17 protein-coding genes are annotated in these 20,266 nt (G+C 69.5%); 8 read left to right on the top strand and 9 right to left on the bottom strand.

Features of this window, described 5'->3' with window-relative positions:
* Window positions 1-7 precede the first annotated feature (7 nt).
* Together C5B96_RS08840 and C5B96_RS08835 are read right to left on the bottom strand one after the other, a co-directional pair.
* Window positions 8-1,465 (bottom strand): NtaA/DmoA family FMN-dependent monooxygenase, encoded by a 1,458-nt coding sequence (locus C5B96_RS08840; protein ID WP_158507149.1) that lies wholly within the window; start codon window positions 1,463-1,465, stop codon window positions 8-10.
* A complete protein-coding gene (locus C5B96_RS08835) occupies window positions 1,462-1,809 on the bottom strand; it encodes a UBP-type zinc finger domain-containing protein (RefSeq protein WP_104245020.1) in 348 nt (115 codons plus the stop codon). Before C5B96_RS08835 ends, C5B96_RS08840 begins: the two co-directional genes overlap by 4 nt.
* Window positions 1,810-1,826: 17 nt before the next feature.
* Between C5B96_RS08835 and C5B96_RS08830 the strand changes: the two genes are divergently transcribed.
* Window positions 1,827-3,515, top strand: coding sequence for a cyclic nucleotide-binding domain-containing thioredoxin-disulfide reductase (locus tag C5B96_RS08830; RefSeq protein WP_104245000.1), 1,689 nt, complete (start codon window positions 1,827-1,829; stop codon window positions 3,513-3,515).
* Between the two features lie 46 nt (window positions 3,516-3,561).
* Here the strand turns inward: C5B96_RS08830 and C5B96_RS08825 are convergent, their stop codons facing one another.
* Window positions 3,562-4,338 (bottom strand): response regulator transcription factor, encoded by a 777-nt coding sequence (locus C5B96_RS08825; RefSeq protein ID WP_104244998.1) that lies wholly within the window; start codon window positions 4,336-4,338, stop codon window positions 3,562-3,564.
* A gap of 207 nt (window positions 4,339-4,545) precedes the next feature.
* Here C5B96_RS08825 and C5B96_RS08820 point away from each other — a divergent pair, with 207 nt between their 5' ends.
* Together C5B96_RS08820 and C5B96_RS17585 are read left to right on the top strand one after the other, a co-directional pair.
* A complete protein-coding gene (locus C5B96_RS08820) occupies window positions 4,546-5,520 on the top strand; it encodes an AraC family transcriptional regulator (protein WP_104244996.1) in 975 nt (324 codons plus the stop codon).
* A 387-nt stretch (window positions 5,521-5,907) separates the two neighbouring features.
* Entirely contained in the window at window positions 5,908-6,069 is a 162-nt protein-coding gene (locus tag C5B96_RS17585) for a hypothetical protein (protein WP_199176604.1), read from the top strand.
* 90 nt (window positions 6,070-6,159) lie between these two features.
* Here the strand turns inward: C5B96_RS17585 and epsC are convergent, their stop codons facing one another.
* Genes epsC through aroA form a run of 5 tightly spaced genes read right to left on the bottom strand, consistent with a single transcriptional unit; the run spans window position 6,160 to window position 10,955 of the window.
* Entirely contained in the window at window positions 6,160-6,702 is a 543-nt protein-coding gene (gene epsC / locus C5B96_RS08815; protein ID WP_104244994.1) for a serine O-acetyltransferase EpsC, read from the bottom strand.
* Between the two features lie 6 nt (window positions 6,703-6,708).
* Entirely contained in the window at window positions 6,709-7,644 is a 936-nt protein-coding gene (cysK, locus tag C5B96_RS08810; protein WP_104244992.1) for a cysteine synthase A, read from the bottom strand.
* Window positions 7,645-7,653: 9 nt separating this feature from the next.
* Window positions 7,654-8,469: a histidinol-phosphatase gene (gene hisN, locus C5B96_RS08805; RefSeq protein WP_104244990.1), complete on the bottom strand. Its 816-nt coding sequence runs from the start codon at window positions 8,467-8,469 to the stop codon at window positions 7,654-7,656.
* A 9-nt stretch (window positions 8,470-8,478) separates the two neighbouring features.
* The gene (gene rsgA / locus C5B96_RS08800; protein ID WP_104244988.1) at window positions 8,479-9,537 is read right to left on the bottom strand and encodes a ribosome small subunit-dependent GTPase A; all 1,059 of its coding nucleotides are present in this window, start codon (window positions 9,535-9,537) and stop codon (window positions 8,479-8,481) included.
* Window positions 9,534-10,955 (bottom strand): 3-phosphoshikimate 1-carboxyvinyltransferase, encoded by a 1,422-nt coding sequence (gene aroA / locus C5B96_RS08795; protein WP_104244986.1) that lies wholly within the window; start codon window positions 10,953-10,955, stop codon window positions 9,534-9,536. Before aroA ends, rsgA begins: the two co-directional genes overlap by 4 nt.
* 105 nt (window positions 10,956-11,060) lie before the next feature.
* Between aroA and C5B96_RS08790 the strand changes: the two genes are divergently transcribed.
* Together C5B96_RS08790 and C5B96_RS08785 are read left to right on the top strand one after the other, a co-directional pair.
* Complete coding sequence (locus tag C5B96_RS08790) at window positions 11,061-11,684, top strand: sigma-70 family RNA polymerase sigma factor (protein WP_199176603.1); 624 nt, start codon at window positions 11,061-11,063, stop codon at window positions 11,682-11,684.
* Window positions 11,681-11,923 (top strand): zf-HC2 domain-containing protein, encoded by a 243-nt coding sequence (locus C5B96_RS08785; protein ID WP_104244982.1) that lies wholly within the window; start codon window positions 11,681-11,683, stop codon window positions 11,921-11,923. Before C5B96_RS08790 ends, C5B96_RS08785 begins: the two co-directional genes overlap by 4 nt.
* A gap of 246 nt (window positions 11,924-12,169) precedes the next feature.
* Here C5B96_RS08785 and C5B96_RS08780 read toward each other — a convergent pair whose 3' ends face one another.
* Complete coding sequence (locus tag C5B96_RS08780; protein ID WP_104244980.1) at window positions 12,170-16,045, bottom strand: multifunctional oxoglutarate decarboxylase/oxoglutarate dehydrogenase thiamine pyrophosphate-binding subunit/dihydrolipoyllysine-residue succinyltransferase subunit; 3,876 nt, start codon at window positions 16,043-16,045, stop codon at window positions 12,170-12,172.
* Between the two features lie 142 nt (window positions 16,046-16,187).
* Between C5B96_RS08780 and C5B96_RS08775 the strand changes: the two genes are divergently transcribed.
* From C5B96_RS08775 to C5B96_RS08765, 3 genes are all read left to right on the top strand, one after another.
* Entirely contained in the window at window positions 16,188-17,627 is a 1,440-nt protein-coding gene (locus C5B96_RS08775; RefSeq protein ID WP_104244978.1) for a GuaB1 family IMP dehydrogenase-related protein, read from the top strand.
* 119 nt (window positions 17,628-17,746) lie between these two features.
* On the top strand, window positions 17,747-19,213 hold the full coding sequence (locus tag C5B96_RS08770) for a hemolysin family protein (RefSeq protein ID WP_104244976.1): 1,467 nt from the start codon (window positions 17,747-17,749) through the stop codon (window positions 19,211-19,213).
* Window positions 19,213-20,250 (top strand): hemolysin family protein, encoded by a 1,038-nt coding sequence (locus tag C5B96_RS08765; RefSeq protein ID WP_104244974.1) that lies wholly within the window; start codon window positions 19,213-19,215, stop codon window positions 20,248-20,250. The genes C5B96_RS08770 and C5B96_RS08765 overlap by 1 nt, the downstream gene beginning before the upstream one ends.
* Window positions 20,251-20,266: the final 16 nt, after the last annotated feature.

Below are 20,266 nucleotides of genomic sequence, written 5' to 3'. Positions count from 1 at the left end.
GCGGGTCTCAGCCGGCGGCCGCGCTCGCGGGCGGCGCAGCGGGGTCGGCAGCGCCACCGGGATAGGCAGCGGTACCTGCACCGGGCCGGAACCCGGCTCCCGGGTGCGCCGGGCCGAGCCGCGGCGTCGGCGTGCCCGTGAGGCGTTCGCGGAGCGTGCCGCCCCGCGGCTCAGCCGGCAGCAGGCCGCGCTCCCGGAGCAGCGGCATCACGCCGTCGATGAACTCCCGGTAGGTCGCGAGCCCGCCGTAGCTGTGCTCGATGAGGAACCCGTCGACGTCGGTCTCGCGGGCGAGCGTCTCGATCTCGTCGGCCGCGTGTTCGGCTGTTCCGGTGATCTTGGTTCCGCCGAGCGTTTCGGCGAGCCGGTCGAGCACGCTGCCGACCGTCGCCCCCTGCCCCTGGTACATGGCGAGGGTGGTCTGCCCGACCTCGGTCGAGAGCTCGTCGATCGGTGTCGCGGGGTCGAGGCCGAGCAGGTTGACCCCGCTCCAGCCGAGAAAGAGCGCGGCCATCGCGTCGCGGCTCGGCGCGGCGGTGAGGGCGCGCCTGGCCGCCTGGGCCTCTTCATCCGTCGCGCCCACGACCACGGAGATGCTGTTGATGATCTTCACCGAGTCGCGGTCGCGGCCACGTCGTTCGACCCTGTCGCGGATGTCGCGCACCGTGCGCGCGGCCTGGGCGGGATCGCGTTCCTGGATGAAGACGCACTCGGCGATGCGGCTCGCGAACTCCCGGCCGCTCGCCGAGGAGCCCGCCTGGAACAGGGTCGGCGTGCGCTGCAGCGACGGGCTCACGGGGAAGAGCCCGTCGAGCGAGAAGTAGCGGCCCTCGTGCGTGATGCGGTGCACCTTCGAGGGGTCGGTGAACACCCGCGTGGCCTTGTCGACGACGGCAGCGTCGTCTGACCAGCCGCCCTCCCAGAGCTTCAGCGTGAGGTCGACGAATTCGTCCGCCCGGGCGTAGCGTTCGTCGTGCGGTGTCACATCGGTCTGGCCGAGCAGTCGCACCAGCGCGGTCTGCATGTCGCTCGTGACGACGTTCCAGCCGATGCGGCCCGCGGTCAGGTGGTCGAGGCTCGCGAAGCGGCGGGCGAGGAGGAACGGATGCTCGGCTGTCGTCGAAGCGGTGACCACGAAGCCGAGGCGCTCGACCGTGGCCGCCAGCCCGCTGACGATCGTGAGGGGGTCGTGCACCGGGAACTGCACGGCCTCCCGCACCACGACGTCGGGGATCTCGAACGTGACCTCGCCGGAGGGTGAGACCTGTTCGTGCATCGGGTAGCCGAGGGCGTCGGCGAAGAAGAGAAAGTCGAAGCCCGCGGCATCCAGCTGCCGGCTCAGCTCCTGCCAGTAGGGGAGGCCGGCGAAACCGGCCGGGTCGCTGCGTTCGTGCGGCCAGCCGTTGCTGATGAAGCTCGGGGTCAGTTCTTCGAACGCACCGAGAACGAGCTGCTTCGCGCTCACCCGAGCTGGCTCTGCCAGTCGGCCGGCACCCGCTCGGCGGGGCCGGGCGTCGTCTGCGACAGCGGGTGGTGGGTCGGGGCGGCCAGCGGCGGCCCGTCGACGAAGTCGTTGGTCACGTAGTCGAACATCCACGTCTCGCCGGGTTCGAAGCTCTGGATGACGCGGTGACCGGTCTGGCGGAAGTGGGCCGTCGCGTGCTTGGCCAGCGAGTCGTCGCAGCAGCCGACGTGCCCGCACTCGGCGCAGCGCCGCAGGTGGAGCCACCACAGACCCTCTGCGTCGCACTCGACGCAGTCTGTGCCACTCGGGGGAACGTCGGGATCGATGCCGTCTTCTGCGCTCACAACTAGGATGCTAGACCATGACCGCTCCGTACGCGTCACCCCAGGATGTCTCGCCGACCCTCAGTGCCGATCAGCTGAAACGACTCGCCCAGTACGGCGAGCGGAGATCGGTCGGGGCGGGCGACGTGCTGTTCCGCGCCGGCGACACCGACCTCGATCTGATCGTCATCGAGAGCGGCGAGGTGGAGATCGTGCAGGTCGCCACGGTCGACTCCACGGAGGAGCGGGTGCGGCTGTACGGCCCGGGCCACTTCACCGGTGAGCTCAACCTGCTGACCGGGCAGACGCTCTACCTCACGGCGCGCGTGCTGCAGCCGGGCATCCTGCACCACATCTCGCCGCCCCGGTTCCGGCGGCTGATGGCCGACGAGCCCGATCTCAGCGATCTTCTGCTGCGGGCCTTCGTGGCCCGGCGGGCCAGCCTGCGGGAGGGTGTCGGCGCGCGCAGCATCGAGATCATCGGGCCGGCGTTCTCGGCCGAGTCGCTCGCCCTTCGCACCTACGCGGCCCGGCAGCAGCTGGCGCACCTCTGGTTCGACTCCGACAGCGTGGCGGGGCAGGCCCTGCTCGGCGTCACCCGGCTGCAGCCGGGCGACCTGCCCGCGGTCATTCTGCCCGACGCCGTGTTGCGGAACGCCACACCCGGCGAACTGGCCGAGCACCTCGGCCTGTCGTACCGGAACACGCCGGGGGGCAGGGTCGACCTCGCGGTGGTCGGTGCCGGCCCGGCCGGGCTCGCAGCGGCGATGTACGGTGCGAGCGAAGGGCTCGAGACCGTTCTACTCGACGCGGTGGGCACCGGCGGACAGGCGGCGTCGAGCTCCCGGATCGAGAACTACCTCGGCTTTCCCTCGGGGCTGAGCGGCGGCGAGCTGACCGCACGGGCCATGGTGCAGGCCGAGAAGTTCGGGGCGAAGCTGTACAGCCCGTGCCGGGTGCAGGGCGTCGACACTCTCGGCGGGCAACTGCGGGTGCAGCTCGACGACGGCACCGTCATCCAGTCCCGGGCAGTCATCATCGCCTCGGGTGCCCGGTACCGGTCGCTTCCCCTGCCCCGGTGGTCGCACTTCGAGGGCGCCGGCATCTACTACGCGGCCACCGAGATCGAGGCGCGGGCCTGCGGCCAGAACGCCACCACGGTGATCGGCGGCGCGAACTCGTCGGGCCAGGCGGCCCTGTTCCTCGCCTCGCGTGGAGCGAGGGTGACCGTGGTCGTTCGGCGGCCCGACATCGAGAGCACGATGTCGGCCTACCTCGTCGACAGGCTGCGTGCCCACCCCAACGTCGAGATCCGCACGTCGTCGCAGGTGACGGCGCTGGCGGGCGAGGCCTCGCTTTCGGGCATCACGCTCACCGACACAGTGACCGGCGAGACCGAACAGCGTGAGTGCAGCGGCCTGTTCTGTTTCATCGGCGCCGACCCGGCGACACAGTGGCTCGACGCCCGCAGGGGCCAATTGCTCACCGACCGCGTGCTGCTCGACGCCGACGGCTTCGTGCTCACCGACAGCGACCTGCCCGCCGCGGAGCTTCCCGAGGAGTGGACCGTGCTCGGCCGGGCCCCGCTGCCGTTCGAGACGAGCATCCCCGGGGTCTTCGCCGCCGGCGACGTGCGCCACGGTTCGATGAAGCGGGTGGCTGCGGCGGTGGGTGAAGGGGCCAGCGCCGTGCGCTCGGTGCACGCCGCGCTCGGGCCGCGCGCCTGAGCCGAGGCCCGGGAGCGCGGCGCTCTCGCGGAGCCGCAGCGGGCGCCTAGCCGACCTTCGAGGAGTGCAGCGCGCTCTCGCCGGCGTAGCGGAACCGCGGTTCACCCTGCAGAGCGGGCGGCTGGTGGTGCACCGCCGCTGTCGGGGCACCCTGGGCGGAATCGAGCATGCCGATCTCGACCAGCGCCTGGCGGAGCTCCAGGCGGTTGCGCACACTGAAGCCCGCCGCCGTGAAGTGACTGCGCAGCCGGGCGAGGTGCGAGCGCACCGTCTGGGAGCTGATGCGCAGCATGCCGGCGACGTCGTCGACCGTGAAGTCGTTCTCCGAGAGGTACAGCAAGGCGATCTGGCGTTCGCGCGGGCTGATCCGCGGGGCGATGCGCGCCGGCTTCGAGAAGAGGTTCTCGGAGTCGGGCGACAGGTACGCCTGCCGGTCGAAGGCGCGTTCGATGCCGCGCAGCAGTTCGTTCATGCCCTCCGACGTGCAGACGAAGACGCTGACACCGGATGCCCGGAGCGCGTACAGGTCGCACGGTGAGTGTGCATCGACCAGCGCGACGACCGAGGCGCCGGAGGTGAGCGCGGCCTGGATCGGCCGGCACGTCGGCAGTTCGCCCAGCCAGCTGCCACCGACGACGAGCACGTGCTGTTCGTCGGAGGGGCCTCCCGCGCGCCCGGGTCGCGCCACGGCTGACACCCTCGCCAGCGTCTCGGCGCTGGCGGTGACCCGCAGTTCGGGAAAGCTGTACTGCGCGACGGTGACGATGCCGTCGACCAGCACGGCGCGGTCGTCGAGCACGACCAGTGACCGTTTCGTTTTCATTCGGAACCCCACATTCCTCTCGTCGCCGGCCCCTCGTGGTACCCCCCGGGTCGGCGTGCATCCGATTCTCACCCGAACAGAGCAGTGCCGCCGGAAGCCGTCGAACAGGCGTCGCGAGTGGTCATATACATGGCGCTGGGGGTAACCTGAAGTCCTGAGGGGTATTCAGGCAGTGCCGACTTCGTGTGGGGCGAAAGCAGGAACAAGATGAGTGAGCTCAGTTTGGCGCACCCGAAACCAGAACAGTGGAGCCTGAACGGGAGAGACGGGCTGCGCGCCCTCGGGCCGCATCTCGTCGCCGACGACCCGGAGGAGTTCCACTCCCGGGGGAGGCGCTGGTCGCTCTCGGGGGTCGTCGTCTCCGACGTCGCACAGACGCCGTTGCAGATCTCCCCGTCGGGGCGCGACCCCGGCCAGCTCGAATACGTCAGCGTGGTCTTCGTGCGGCACGGCCTCTTCGAACTGTACGACGGCGGGCGGACCTTCCGTTTCGAGGCCGGCCAGGCGGGCTACATGGCGGGGTGGGACCAGGTCGAGGCCATCAACCCGGTGAAGTCACGGGTGGTCATGCTCTCGATCCACCGGGACAGGCTCGCGACCTACGGGGTGACCGTGCGGCACGCGATCGGGGCGTTCTCCGATTCCTCCCGGCTGAAGCGGCCGGCCCTGTCGTTCGTTCTCGCCCTGATCGAGGAACTGGCGGCGGCCGGCGACGCCCGCGTCGCGGTCGAGCCGGCCTCGACGGTTCTGGTGCAGATGATGGCGGGGCTGTTCCTCGAGAACACGGGGTCCCGCTCCGAGGCCGAGGCATTCTCCGAGACCCTCCGCACCCGCGCAGAGGCGCTCATCGCGCGGCACTCCGCCGACCCGGAGTTCTCCCCGCAGGTGCTCGCCGAGAGCCTGAACGTCTCTCTCAGGCACCTGCAGCGCTCCTTCAGCGCCCACGGTGCGGGGCCGGCGGAGTCGATCAGGGCGCGGCGGCTCGACACGGCGCTGGCGGCGCTCCGGGCGGCATCGAAGGCCCCGCGTTCCGTCGCCGAGATCGCCCTGCAGGCCGGCTTCTCGAGCGTGAAAGAGCTGCGTTACGCGCTCCGCTCGACCTACGGTGTGACCCCCCGGGAACTGCTGGCGGGTCATCCGCTGGTCGAGATCGAGGAGGCGTCGCTCGACGTTCTGAGGTGAGGTGGTCCGGCTTCCGGCTACCCGATTGCCGGAAACCGAACCACAGAGATTCACGGTGGGCAGGAGGCGTCAGAACTCGCCCGTGCACAGACCGGAACTCCGCCCGCGCCGACTTCGTGGGGGAGAGGCGGCGGGGTCACCATGAACTATCCGCCTCTTCGCGGGGTCTGACAAGACGCAAAAGAGTACCCTTGACGACCCGCGGCCAGTCACTTAGCCTGATTCGTTCCGCGCACCGGGAGGCTCCGGAGCTCTTACGGACGATGCAGAGCGACCCGCGCTACCGCAGAAGGCTCGCCGGCCGCAAGACCCGCAGGGGTGGCGCCCCGCGGCGCTACCATCTGAGTGTGGCCACTGCCACGCACACACTCAGGAGGGGTACTTCTCATGAACATTCTGGTAGCGATCATCGCGATCATCGCGGTTGTCTTGCTCATCACCGGCGGAGTGACTCAGTCGCTCAGCTTCCTCATCTGGGTCGGCGTGGTGCTTCTGGTCATCGCGCTGATCGTCTTCCTGCTGCGCTTCATCACCGGGCGCAAGGTCTGACCCGTCTTCTGACGAACGAACCCCTCCCACGCGACAGCGGGGAGGGGTTTCGTCGTCCGGGGCAGGCACCGGCTTTCCGCGCAGCGGTCGTCAGGGTTCGCGTCGCACCGGCACCCGGGGCCGGTGGGTCGCCGGCACTCCGGTCACGAGCGAGTTCGGCGGAGCATCCTGCAGCACGACGGCGTTGGCGCCGACAGCAGAACCCTCGCCGATGATGATGGGCCCGAGCAGCTTGGCCCCGGCCCCCAGGAGCACGCCGTCGCCGATGGTCGGATGCCGGTGACCCCTCACCGGCCCGAGCCCGCCCAGGGTGACGCCGTGGTAGATCAGCACGTCGTCACCCACCCGGGCCGTCTCGCCGATGACGACGCCCATGCCGTGGTCGATGAACACACGCCGGCCGATGACGGCCCCGGGATGGATCTCGACGCCCGTCAGGAAGCGCGCCAGCTGCGACACCAGCCGGGCGGGCAACGCCAGCCCGGGCCGGAGCCACAGCGCATGGCTCAGGCGATGCATCCACACCGCATGGAGGCCCGAGTAGGCGAGCAGAACGTCGAGCTTCGACCTGGCCGCCGGGTCGCGACTCTGGGCGTTCCGCAGGTCTTCGTCGAGGCGGGAGAAGAAGCCCAACGGCCGTCAGCCGCGAATGTCGTCGTACAGCACCGACGACACGTAGCGCTCGCCGAAGTCGCAGACGATGACCACGATCGTCTTGCCGGCGTTCTCGGGGCGCTTCGCGACCTCGAGTGCGGCCCACATGATCGCGCCGGAGGAGATGCCGGCCAGGATGCCCTCGTCGGTGGCCATCTGCCGGGAGAGGCGGATGGAGTCGTCGAGCGTCACATCGATGACCTCGTCGTAGACCTCCGTGTCGAGCAGGGCGGGCACGAAGTTCGCACCGATGCCCTGGATCTTGTGCGGTCCGGGGGCCCCACCGTTCAGGATCGGGCTGTCTTTGGGTTCGACGCCGATGATCTGGATGTCGGGGTTCTTCTCCCGCAGGTAGTGCCCGACGCCCGTGATCGTGCCGCCGGTGCCGATGCCTGCGATGAAGATGTCGACGGCGCCGTCGGTGTCCTCCCACACTTCGGGGCCGGTGGTCGCGAAGTGGATCGCGGGGTTGGCCTCGTTCTCGAACTGGCGGGCGAGGATGGCGCCCTCGGTCTCTGCGGCGATCTGCACGGCGGTCTCGACCGCGCCGCGCATGCCGTCGGGGCCGGGGGTCAGCACCAGCTCTGCTCCGTAGGCGCGCAGCAGCACGCGGCGCTCCATGCTCATCGTCTCGGGCATGGTGAGGATGACGCGGTACCCGCGGGCGGCGCCCACCATTGCGAGCGCGATGCCGGTGTTGCCGCTCGTGCCCTCGACGATGGTTCCGCCGGGTTTCAGCGCGCCGGCCTTCTCAGCGGCATCGATGATGGCGACGCCGATGCGGTCTTTCACGCTGTTGGCGGGATTGTAGAACTCGAGCTTGGCGAGGATGGTGGCGTCGACACCCTCTGTGAGGCGGTTGACGCGAACGAGCGGGGTGTGCCCGACGAGGTCGGTGATGTTCTCGTAGATACGTGACATGCGGCAAGCCTAGCTTTCGGAGAGAACCGCCACGGTGGGAATGTGCAGGCTGCCGTTGGTTGCCAGCGCACTCCCGGCCCAGAGCGCGTCTTCACCGGCGAGTCCTGTGAACCGGCCGCCGGCCTCTTCGACGATGGGGATGAGCGCGGCCACGTCGTAGGGCTGCAGGTCGTATTCGCCGGCCACGTCGACCAGGCCCTCCGCCACCATCATGTACGACCACATCTCGCCGTACGCGCGGGTGCGCCAGACCGCGCGGGAGAGGCGGAGCAGTGCATCGAGACGGCCCGCTTCGTCCCACCCCTTCAACGAGTTGTAGCTGATCGATGCGTCTGCCAGGTCGGCGACCTTCGACACACTGAGTCGGCGGGGTGCGGCGCCCTCCTCGCTCAGCCAGGCGCCGCCTGCGCGGGATGCCCACCAGCGCTTCTGCAGGGCCGGTGAACTGACGACGCCGACCACGGCCACCCCATCGACCACCAGCGCGATCAGCGTGGCCCACACAGGCACCCCCCGCAGGAAGTTCGCGGTTCCGTCGATCGGGTCGATGATCCACTGCCGGCGCGAGTCGCCCGCCGTGCCGTACTCCTCGCCGAGGATCGCGTCGGTCGGCCGCTCCGCCGCGAGACCGTCGCGGATCGACCGTTCGACCGCCCGGTCGGCATCCGTCACCGGCGTGCGGTCGGGCTTCTGCTCGACCACCAGGTCGAGCGCCCTGAACCGGCTGAGTGAGACGTCGTCTGCGGCGTCGGCGAGGCGCAGCGCCAGCGCCAGATCGTCGGCGAGCGTGGGGGAGGAGGGGGCAGCGTCGGCGGGTGCAGTCACCCGCCCAGCCTACTTCTCGAGGGTCTGGATGATCTTCTGCAGCGATTCGAGACGCGCCTTGCCGCTCTCGCCGAGCTCGCCCGCTTCGACGCGGTCGACGATCTCCCAGTCGTGCGCCTGGCTGAGCTCGATACCGCCCGCGGCCTTCGGCAGGGTGGCGGCCGGGATCGCGTAGTTCGCGAACGACTTCAGAATGTTGGCTGGCTCGACGTGGCCGAGGCCGAAGGAGCGCACACCCGGGGTGTCGATGATCCAGCCCGGGTCACCGTTCACGTCGCGCACGCGCAGGCAGACGGTCGACGAGGAGGTGTGGCGGCCGCGCCCCGTCACATCGTTCACGCGGCCGACGGCCCGATCCGTTCCCGGAACCAGTGCGTTCACGAGGGTCGACTTGCCGACACCGGAGTGCCCGACGGTCACCGTCGTGTGCCCGACGAGCAGCGCCTTGAGGGCCTCGAGCGGAAAGTCGTCTTTCGCGCCCATGATGATCTCGAGGTCGAAGCAGTCGAACTGCTCGAGGAAGTCCGTCGGGTCGGCGACGTCGGTCTTGGTGATGCAGAGGATCGGGGCGAGGCCCGCGTCAAAGGCGGCGATGAGGTAGCGGTCGATCAGGTTGGCCCGGGGCTCGGGGTTCGCTGCGGCGACGACGATCAGCATCTGGTCGGCGTTCGCCACGATGACGCGTTCGACGGCGTCGGAGTCGTCGGCGCTCCGCCGCAGGAGGGTGGTGCGCTCATCCACCCGCACAATGCGGGCGAGGGAACCCTCGGCGCCGCTGGTGTCGCCCACGAGGTGCACGGTGTCACCGGTGACGATGCCGAGCCGGCCGAGTTCGCGTGCGCGCGACGCGGTGATCACGGCTTCGTCAGCCGCGTTCTCCCGCACGAGAACGCCGAACCGGCCCCGGTCGACGCTCAGAACCCGCCCGTGCTCGGCGTCGGCGTGTTCCGGGCGCTGTTTCGTGCGCGGGCGGTTGCCCTTCGGGTTCGGCCGGATGCGGATGCTCGCCTCATCGAATTCGTCGAACTCCTCGGGCTCGTCGTCGACGCCGTCGCTCCACCAGCTCACGCGGGCAGCTCCACGCTCGTGACCGCGCGTTGCCCGGGCTCGCCGTGCACCAGGCCCTCCCACAGCTCGGCGAACTCGGGCAGCGTCTTGGCGGTCGTGGCGATGTTCTCGACGACCACGCTGTCGACGGCGAGCCCGATGATCGCGCCGGCGTGCGCCATGCGGTGATCGTCGTAGGTGTGCCAGACGCCGCCGCTGAGCGGTCGGGGCTCGATGCGCAGGCCGTCGTCGAGTTCGGTGACCGCGCCGCCGAGGCCGTTGATCTCGGCCGCGAGGGCTGCGAGGCGGTCGGTCTCGTGGTGCCGGATGTGCCCGATGCCCGTGATGGTGCTGGGCGAGTCGGCGAGAGCCGCGATGGCCACGATGGCCGGGGCCAGTTCGCCGCCCGCCGACAGGTCGAGATCGACGCCGTGGATGCTCGGCCCACCGGTCACGGTCAGTCGGTCGCCCTCCCGGCTGACGCTGGCGCCGAACAGCGGCAGCAGCTCGGCCAGGTGCGCTCCCACCTGGGTGGTGCGGGCGGGCCAGCCTGCGAACGTGACGGAGCCGCCCGCGACGAGGGCGGCGGCGAGGAACGGTGCAGCGTTCGAGAGGTCGGGCTCGATCGCCACATCGAGGGCGCGGATCGGGCCGGGCGACACCTCCCACACACCCGGTTCGGGCGACGTGACGGTGACCCCCCGGGCAGCCAGGGTCTCGATCGTCATCTCGATGTGCGGCAGGCTCGGCAGGCGCTCGCCCTCGTGGCGGAGGGTCAGGCCGTTCTCGAAGCGGGCGGCGGCGAGCAGCAGGCCCGAGACGAACTGCGACGACGACGAGGCGTCGATCGTGATCTCGCCGCCCGCGACGCTGCCCGTGCCGTAGACGGTGAAGGGGAGGTTCTGGCGGCCGTCTGCGCTGATGTCGACGCCGAGTGCGCCGAGCGACGAGATGGTGGTCGCCATCGGGCGGCGGCGGGCGCCCTCGTCACCGTCGAAGACGACGGGGCCGAGCGCCAGGGCGGCGACCGGGGGCAGGAAGCGCATGACGGTGCCGGCGAGGCCGCAGTCGACCGTGGTGCTGCCGAGCAGTTCGGGTGCGGGGGTGACGAGCCAGTCGGCGCCGAAGCGGCCCGCGGAGCCGGTGGCACGGGATGCCGCGGGGGCCTCGACCTCGTCGATGGTGACGCCGAACGAGCGCAGTGCGTCGGCCATCAGCGTGGTGTCGCGGGAATGCAGGGGGGCGCTGAGGCGCGAGGGGCCGTCGGCGAGGGCTGCCAGAACGAGCTCGCGGTTCGTGAGGCTCTTCGAACCCGGGAGCGACACGGTGGCGGCCAGCGGGCCGCGGGCCCGGGGAGCAGCCCAGTCGCGGTTCGGTTCGACGGGGGCGGAATCGCCGTACGGGTTGAAGTCGGGGGCGGAATATCTCGAGATCAGCATCAGTTGTCCAGAGTATCGGCGATTGAACACATTCGAGAAGGAGGCCGTGTGATGGGAAGTGCAGCAACACTGATCGAACGGCCCCGCATCGTAGACTTGCCGGTGATGACATCTGTTACTGACCACCGAGGGAACACCGACCCGCGCGCGCTCTTCGAGGAACAGGCGATCCCGTTCCTCGACCAGCTGTACGGTGCAGCGCTCCGCATGACCCGTAACCCGGCCGACGCCCAAGACCTGGTGCAGGAGACGTTCGTGAAGGCGTATGCCGCCTTCGCGCAGTTCGAGCAGGGCACGAACCTGAAGGCGTGGCTCTACCGCATCCTCACCAACACGTTCATCAACGTGTACCGCAAGAAGCAGCGCGACCCCTACCAAGGCACCACGAGCGACCTCGAGGACTGGCAGCTGGGCAACGCCGAGTCGGCCACAGCGACGGGCACCTCATCCCGCTCGGCCGAGGCCGAGGCGATCGACCACCTGCCCGACAGCGCGGTGAAGGATGCCCTGCAGAGCATTCCCGAAGACTTCCGTCTGGCCGTCTACCTGGCCGACGTCGAGGGTTTCTCCTACCAGGAGATCGCCGACATCATGAAGACCCCGGTCGGAACCGTGATGAGTCGCCTGCACCGTGGCCGACGACTCCTCCGCGGTCTGCTGACCGAATACGCGGAGGGCCGGGGCATCCCGGTCGCCGCCACAGACGCACCGAAGGGACGCACGAAATGACTGACTGCGGCTGCACCAAAGCGAAGGCAGAGCTCGAGGAGTTCCTGCACAACGAACTCGAGAGCCACGACGCCGCCGACATCCGCGAGCACATCGCGAACTGCAGCGACTGCTCGTCGGAGCTGCACATCGGCGTCGTGCTGACGGAGGCCGTGCAGCGCGCCTGCAAGGAGGTCGCGCCCGAGCAGCTGCGCGACCAGGTGCTCTTCAGCATCCGCCAGATCCAGAGCACGCACTAGCGCGCTGCGGGCCGCCGCGCCGGCGGCCCGGCACCCGCCGCCCCGTTACGCACCTCTCCGCCCCTAGCAACCGAGGATGACGCGGCAGATGGGCCGGCTGGGACGGGCATTGACCGGCTCATCCTCGGCTACGAGCGCCATGCCGCGCCCGAGAGGGCCGCACACAAGAGAGGCCCCGCACCACCTCGAGGGTGGGCGGGGCCTCTTCGCGTTCGCGCGGGCTCCGGGGGGAGCCGGCGGGCCGGGCTACAGGGTGAGCGCGCGCTGCAGCAGTTCTGCCTGCTCGCGGGCGTGACGCTTCGCGGAGCCGGCGGCGGGGGAGGCCGCCGCCGCCCGGGAGGTGACCCGCACCGTGCGACCCGCGGGCAGGCGCGAGGCCAGCTCGAGGCACACGAAGGGCCATGCGCCCTGGTTCTGCGGTTCGTCCTGCACCCAGACGATCTCGGCGTTCGGGTACGACGCGATGACCTCGTTGAGTTCGGCTGCGGGGAGCGGGTAGTACTGCTCCAGCCGCACCAGCGCGATCTCGTCATTGGGCGCCTTCTGAAGCTCGTTGAGCAGGTCGTAGTAGATCTTGCCCGCCATCAGCAGAACGCGCTTCACGCCCGACTTGTCGATGCCGCCCGTGGTTCGGGGATCATCCAGAACCGGCTCGAACCGGCCCGCCGTCAGTTCGTCGACCGAACTCGTCGCACCACGCAGTCGCAGCATCGCCTTCGGGGTGAAGACGACCAGCGGCCGGCGCGGGCGGGCGTAGGCCTGGCGACGCAGCAGGTGGAAGTACGACGCGGGCGTCGACGGCCGCGCGACGGTCATGTTGTTCTCGGCACAGAGCTGCAGGTAGCGCTCGATGCGGGCCGACGAGTGGTCGGGGCCCTGGCCTTCGTAGCCGTGCGGCAGCAGCAGCACCAGCGACGAGCGCTGGCCCCACTTCTGCTCGGCCGACGAGATGAACTCGTCGATGATGATCTGGGCGCCGTTGGCGAAGTCGCCGAACTGGGCCTCCCAGAGCACGAGCGCGTCGGGGCGCTCGACCGAGTAGCCGTACTCGAAGCCCATGGCCGCGTATTCGCTCAGCAGCGAGTCGTAGATCCAGAAGCGGGCCTGGCTGTCGCTGAGGTTGACGAGCGGCAACCACTCCTGGCCGTTGTCGCGGTCGTGCAGCACGGCGTGGCGCTGCACGAAGGTGCCGCGCCTGGTGTCCTGCCCGGAGAAACGCACCGGGGTGCCCTCGAGCAGCAGCGAGCCGAGCGCCAGGAGTTCGCCGAACGCCCAGTCGATACCGCCTGCGCGGCTCATCTCGACCCGCTTCTGCAGCAGCTGCTGCAGTTTCGGGTGCACGGTGAAGCCGGCGGGCGGGTTGTTGAACGCGTCGCCGATGAGGGCGACGGTCGAGGCCGGCACGCCGGTGGTCTCCGGCTCACCTGCACCGCTGTCGTCGGCCTGCTGCGCCTCGGGGCGCTCGAGGTCGCTGACCGCGTTCATGTCGTCGGTGATGATCGGGATGGAGGAGGTCTGCGCCGCGTGCGTCTCGGCGAACGCGCGCTCGAGGCGGTCCTGGAAGTCGCGGTGCGCGGCTTCGTACTCCTCCTGGCTGATGTCGCCGCGGCCGATCAGCGACTCGGTGTAGAGCTTTCGCACCGAGCGCTTGGCCTCGATCAGGTTGTACATCAGCGGCTGGGTCATCGAGGGGTCGTCGCCCTCGTTGTGCCCGCGGCGGCGGTAGCAGATCAGGTCGATCACGACGTCGGCGTGGAAGCGCTGGCGGTACTCGAACGCCAGCTGCGCGACACGCACGACCGACTCGGGGTCGTCGCCGTTCACGTGGAAGATCGGCGCCTGGATCGACTTGGCCACGTCGGTCGAGTAGACCGACGAGCGGGAGTCGCTCGGCCGGGTCGTGAAGCCGACCTGGTTGTTGATGTTGACGTGGATCGTTCCGCCGATCTTGTACCCGCGGAGCTTCTCCATCTGGAAGGTCTCGTAGACGATTCCCTGGCCGGCCATCGCCGCGTCGCCGTGCACGAGGATCGGCAGCGTGGAGTAGGTGCCCTTCGGCTTCCTGTCCTGCTTCGCGCGCACGATGCCTTCGAGCACACCGTCGACGGCCTCGAGGTGCGAGGGGTTCGCGGCGATGTAGACGGGGATCTCCTCGCCGCCGGTGCCGGTGAAGGTGCCCTCTGTGCCGAGGTGGTACTTGACGTCACCCGAGCCCTGCACGGTGCGCGGGTCCTGGGTGCCCTCGAACTCACGGAAGATCTGGCCGTAGGTCTTGCCGGCGATGTTCGTCAGCACGTTCAGGCGGCCGCGGTGCGCCATGCCGATGGCCACCTCGTCGAGGCCCTCGTCTGCAGAGGCCTGCAGCACGGCGTCGAGCAGCGCGATCGTCGACTCGCCGCCCTCGAGGCTGAAGCGCTTCTGGCCGACGTACTTGGTCTGCAGGAAGGTCTCGAACGCTTCGGACTCGTTGAGCTTCGACAGGATGCGCATCTGCTCGTCGTGCGTGGGCTTCGCGTATGGGCGCTCGATCTTCTCCTGGATCCACTTGCGCTGCTCGGGATCCTGGATGTGCATGTACTCGATGCCGGTCTTCCGGCAGTAGGCGTCGCGCAGGATGCCGAGGATGTCGCGGAGCAGAAGCGTCGGCTTGCCGCCGAGCCCACCCGTGACGAACTCCCTGTCGAGGTCCCACAGGGTCAGGCCGTGGCTCTCGATGTCGAGGTCGGGGTGAGTGCGCTGCTTGTACTCGAGCGGGTCGATGTCGGCCATCAGGTGGCCGCGCACGCGGAACGAGTTGATCAGCTCCTGCACGCGGGCGGTCTTGTTGACCGCATCGCTCACGTCGACGCTGATGTCGGAGTGCCAGTGGATCGGCACGTACGGGATGCGCAGCTCGGCGAAGATGTTCTCGTAGAAGTTGCGCTCACCGATGAGCAGCTCGTGCACCTTCTTGAGGAACTCACCGGATCCGGCGCCCTGGATGACGCGGTGGTCGTAGGTGCTCGTGAGGGTGATGATCTTGCCGATACCGAGGTCGGTCAGCGTCTTCGTCGAGGCGCCCGAGAACTCGGCCGGGTACTCGAGGGCGCCGGCACCGATGATGGCGCCGGAACCCTTCATGAGCCGTGGGATCGAGTGCACCGTTCCGATGCCGCCCGGGTTGGTGAGCGAGATGGTCGCACCCTGGAAGTCGGCCGCGGTCAGCTTGCCGCCGCGGGCTTTCGCGACGAGCTCGTCGTAGGCGGCGAGGAACTCGCCGAAGTGCATCGTGTCGGCGCGCTTGATGGCCGGCACGACCAGCGACCGGGTGCCGTCGGGCTTCGGCATGTCGATGGCGATGCCGAGCCCGATGTGTGCCGGGGAGACGACGACCGGCTTGTCGTTCTGCACGTCGTAGTAGACGTTCTGGCTCGGGAACTCCTTCAGCACCTGCACGAGGGCCCAGCCGATGAGGTGGGTGAACGAGACCTTGCCGCCGCGGGCGCGCTTGAGGTTCGAGTTGATGACGATGCGGTTGTCGATGAGGAGCTTCGCGGGGATGCTGCGGACGCTGGTGGCCGTCGGCATCGACAGGCTCGCATCCATGTTCGTGGCGAGCGACTTGGCCGGGCCGCGGAGCGGGGTGACCTTGTCCTGCTCGGCGGCATCGTCGTCGGACTGGGCACGCACGGTGGCCTCTGCCGGGATCGGCTGGGGGCTCGGCTCGCGCGAGGTGGTGCGGGCGACGGGCTGGGTGGCGGGAGCGGCGGGCTGGGCGGCGACCGTGGACGTCTCGGTCGGGGCAGCGGGGGCCGCGGCATCCTGAGCCGGGATCTCGTCGGGGATCTGCGCCTCGCCGGTCGACGCATCGCTGGGTGCGCCGGCGTCGTTCACGGCTGCTGCTGTGGGCTCGGCCTGCGAAGCCTGCTCGGCCTGCGAGTCACCCTGCGAAGCCTGGTCGCCCTGCCCGGCCTCGCCCGAACCGCTCGGCCTGTAGTTCTCGAGAATCGACCACCACGACTCGTCGACAGAGTTCTTGTCGACGAGGTATTGCTCATACAGCTCATCGACGAGCCACTCGTTCGCTCCGAATTCGCCCGACGAACCGTCGTCAGTTCCCGTTCCGGTCAACTGGCTTGACACAGCCGATCGCCCACTCTCCGTTGTCACGTATGGATGACGTGCCTGACAGCTGCGCAGCGTTAGTCACGCGCCGACACGTGCTCATCCAGCTTAAACCCTCCGGCCGGGAGTTCGGTCACCCAACGGGTCTACCGTGGGGGCCATGGAGTTCCTCAGCGCCCCCTCGCACACCGACCTCACCTACTCTGACGTCTTTCTCGTTCCGCGCAGGTCGAGCGTCACCAGCCGGCTCGACGTCTCGCTGGCGCCCGGAGACGGAACGGGGGCGACCATCCCTCTCGTCGCCGCCAACATGAACTCGGTGACGGGCCCTCGCCTGGCCGCCACGCTCGCCCGGCGCGGCGGCCTCGGCGTGCTGCCCCAGGACATGCACCTGCAGGATCTCGACGCCGCGATCCGCTGGGTCAAAGCCCAGTCGGTCGAGTTCGACACCCCCTTCGACTTCGCGCCCTCGGCGACGGTCGAGGAGGCGCTGACGGTGCTGCCCGCCGTCGCCGGCCAGGGCATCGTGGTGCACGACGAGCGCGGCGAGTACCTCGGCTGCATCCCTGCCCTGCGGCTCGCTTCCGCCCTGCCGGATGCGAAGCTCGGCGACCTGCTGCACGGGCCGCTGACCTCGCTCGCAGCCGACGACTTCTCGACACCCCGGGAGGCGTTCGACGCCATGGTCGCGGCCGAGCTCGACTTCGCCCCGGTGACGAGGCACGGGCGCGTCATCGGCACGCTGAGTCGCACCGGCGCGCTGCGTTCGACGATCTACACGCCGGCGATGGATGCCCACGGCCGGCTGCGCGTGGCCGCTGCGGTGGGCATCAACGGCGACGTCGCGGCGAAGGCGAAGGCGCTGGCCGCGGCCGGCGTCGACGTGCTCGTGCTCGACACGGCGCACGGGCACCAGGACGGGATGGTCGCCGCGATCCGGGCCGTGCGGGCGGCCGGCCTCGCGCTGCCGATCGTGGCGGGCAACGTGGTGACGGTCGAGGGCGTTCGCGACCTGGCGCAGGCGGGCGCGGACATCATCAAGGTGGGCGTCGGCCCCGGAGCCATGTGCACGACGCGCATGATGACCGCCGTCGGGCGCCCGCAGTTCTCCGCGGTGCTCGAGACGGCCGCCGCCGCGACGCTCTACGGCGCCCACGTCTGGGCCGACGGGGGAGTGCGCTACCCGCGTGACGTCGCGCTCGCGCTCGCGGCGGGGGCGGCATCCGTGATGATCGGCTCGTGGTTCGCCGGCACGATCGAGGCGCCCGGCGTGCTGCGACGGGATGCCGCGGGCCGGCTCTACAAGGAAAACTACGGCATGGCGTCGGCGAAGGCGGTCACCGACCGGTTCGGGCGGCTCGGGGCCTACGACCTCGCCCGCAAGCAGCTGTTCGCCGAGGGGATTTCATCGAGCATGATCTACCTCGATCCGCTGCGCCCGTCTGTGGAGGATCTGCTCGACATGATCACCTCGGGGGTGCGCAGTTCGTTCACGTATGCGGGGGCGCGCTCGGTGGAGGAGTTCCACGATCGGGCGCGGGTGGGCATCCAGTCGGCGGCCGGGTACGAGGAGGGCAAGGCCCTCCCCGTTTCTTGGTAGATCTCTCAGGAACGTCGGTGGGTCACCGGTATGATTGTGGGTACTCATGGATGACCCTCCCTCACCCTCTGTCCTGACCGTCTCGGCTCCCGTCGTTCTCGTATCGCGGGGTGAGAAGCATGGGCTCTGAGCTCATCCTGCTCGCCGTCGGCCTGGTTCTCACGGTCGGAACGGGATTCTTCGTGGCGAGCGAGTTCTCGCTGGTCAACCTCGACCGCTCCGACCTCGAAGGCCGGCAGGAGCGCGGCGAGAAGGGTCTCGGCCAGACCATCTCGGCGCTGAAGATCACGTCGACACATCTCTCGAGTGCGCAGCTCGGCATCACGCTCACCACCCTGCTCACCGGTTACACGATGGAGCCGGCCTTCGCGGGTCTCCTGCGGCCCCTGTTCGATGCGGTCGGCATCGACGGCGGTGTCTCGACCGTCATCTCGTCGATCGTCGCTGTCGTGATCGCGACCCTGCTCTCGATGATCGTCGGCGAGCTCGTGCCGAAGAACTTCGCGCTCGCCCTGCCGATCCAGACCGCGAAGCTCGTCATCCCGTTCCAGCGGTTGTTCACGACGGTCTTCCGCCCGGCGGTGCTGCTGCTGAACAACTCGGCGAACGCGATCATCCGCGGGTTCGGCATCGAGCCGAAGGAGGAGCTGTCGGGTGCCCGCACCGCCGAGGAGCTCTCGTCGCTCGTGCGCCGCTCGGCCCTCGAGGGCAGCCTCGACGTCGACACGGCCACGCTGCTGAACCGCACGCTGCTCTTCTCCGGTCACGACGCCTCCGACGTGATGACGCCGCGGCCGCGCATCGCGGCTCTGAAGCGCACGGACTCCGCGCAGCACCTCGTCGACCTGGCGAAGTCGACGGGATACAGCCGCTTCCCGATCGTCGACGAGTCGATCGACGATGTCGTCGGCGTCGCGCACGTCAAGCAGGCCGTCTCCGTTCCGCGCAGCAAGCGCGCCGACGTGCCTGTCGTCGCGCTGCTGAGCGAACCGCTCCGGGTGCCCGAGACGATGAAGCTCGACCTGCTGCTCGGTGAGCTGCGCGGCAAGGGCTACCAGATGGCGATCGTGATGGACGAGTACGGCGGAACCGCCGGCGTCGTCACCCTCGAAGACCTCGTCGAAGAACTCGTCGGCGAGCTCGACGACGAGCACGACCGCACCCGTGCGGGCGTCATCCGGAGCCGCAACACCATCTCGTTCCCGGGGCAGCTGCGCCCCGACGAACTCCTCGACAGAGCCGGAGTGCACGTGCCCGAAGACGGCCCCTACGAGACCGTGGCCGGTTTCGTGATGAGCGAACTCGGTCGGCTGCCCGTCATCGACGACACGGTGCAGCTGCCCGACGGCGTGCTGCGGGTCGAACGGATGGACGGCCGGCGCATCGACCGCATCCGGTTCACCCCCACTCCCAGCGAACCCCTCGAGGGGTCGGCCGGGGGAGCAGAGACACTGAACGCCGAGCTGCTGCGCACCGAGTCGGTCGACGAGCTGACCGGAACCGGCCGGGGGTCGGTGGCCGACGAGGCCGCGGCCGTGCTCGACGCCTCGTCGCCCGCCGGCCTCCGTGACGGGGGTGAGCGCTGATGTCCGACTGGATCGGGATCGTCTGGCTGTTCGTGCTGCTGCTCGTGAACGCCTTCTTCGTGGCGGCGGAGTTCGCCGTCATCTCCGCGCGCCGCTCGCAGATCGAACCCCTCGCCGAGGGCGGGATGCAGCGCGCCAAGACGGCGCTCTGGGCGATGGAGCACGCCACCCTCATGCTGGCGACCAGCCAGCTCGGAATCACCGTCGCCTCCCTGCTCATCCTGAACGTGTCGGAGCCGGCGATCCACCACCTGTTGGAGGTGCCGCTGCACCTCACCGGCTGGTCGGAAGACCTGATCACGGGCGTGGCGTTCGTCATCACCCTGGTGCTGGTGTCGTTCCTTCATGTCGTGATCGGCGAGATGGTGCCGAAGAACCTGTCGTTCTCGGTGCCCGACCGTGCGGTGCTGCTGCTGGCGCCGCCGCTCGTCTGGGTGGCGCGCATCTTCCGGTTCGTGATCGTGGCGCTGAATGCGACGGCGAACGGGGCCGTTCGGCTGTTCGGAATCGAGCCGAAGAACGAGGCGGCCAGCTCGTTCACCCTCGACGAGGTGTCGAACATCGTGGCCCAGTCGACGCGCGAGGGTGTGCTCGACGACAACTCGGGGGCACTTCACGCCGCGTTCGAGTTCACCGAGAAGACGGTCGCGTCGGTGGCGCTGCCGCTCGACCGGCTCGTCACCATCGGCCGCACGGCGACGCCCGCCGACATCGAGCGGGCGGTCGCGAAGTACGGCTTCTCGCGCTATGTGATGGTGGATGCCGCGGGCGACCCGATCGGCTACCTGCACCTGAAAGACGTGATCGACCTCGACGACGACGAGTTCGACGAGCCGGTGCCGGCGAAGCGCATCCGGCTGCTGGCGTCGATCTACGACGGCACGGAGCTGGAAGACGCGCTCGCGACGATGCGCCGCACCGGAGCCCATGTCGCGCGGGCGTTCTCGCGGGCGGGGGAGACGACGGGCGTGCTCTTCCTCGAAGACGTGATCGAGGAGCTCGTCGGCGAGGTGCAGGACGCCACCCGGCGCGTCTGACCCCCCCGCCCGCGAG

The sequence above is a fragment of the Subtercola sp. Z020 genome (assembly GCF_002931235.1).
Classification (GTDB): Bacteria; Actinomycetota; Actinomycetes; order Actinomycetales; family Microbacteriaceae; genus Subtercola.
The sequence above is the reverse complement of the archived record's forward strand: the minus strand, read 5'-3'. Positions and strand labels throughout refer to the sequence as shown.